Here is a 350-nt window from a genome sequence, read left to right on the forward strand (position 1 = left end):
TCAGTTATATTACGTGGTATTAATCCAAGTTTCCCTGGGCTATCCCACACTTAAAGGAAGGTTGCGTACGTGTTCCGCACCCGTTTGCCGGTCGCCGCCCAGTATTGCTACCTGCGCTGCCCCTCGACTTGCATGTATTAAGCCTGCCGCTAGCGTTCATCCTGAGCCAGGATCAAACTCTCCATTGTAAATGAGTTTTGATCACTTAGCTAAATTCTCATTAGAAAATTCAACGTTGTGTTCTTAATTAAATTACGCTTCAGTTGCTTACCATAACTGTTACATTATGTGCTGCTGCTTCCAAACTTTTCAAAGATCTTTCGGCCCTACTTTTTCCTTTTCAAACCGCC

At 44.0% G+C, this 350-nt stretch carries 1 rRNA gene; it reads right to left on the reverse strand.

Annotation, left to right across the window (positions count from 1 at the left end):
• Nucleotides 1-188, reverse strand: a 16S ribosomal RNA gene (locus D9Y29_RS26430); the annotation flags it as partial.
• Nucleotides 189-350: the final 162 nt, after the last annotated feature.

Source organism: Pseudoflavitalea rhizosphaerae (genome assembly GCF_003991355.1).
GTDB classification, from domain to species: domain Bacteria; phylum Bacteroidota; class Bacteroidia; order Chitinophagales; family Chitinophagaceae; genus Pseudobacter; species Pseudobacter rhizosphaerae.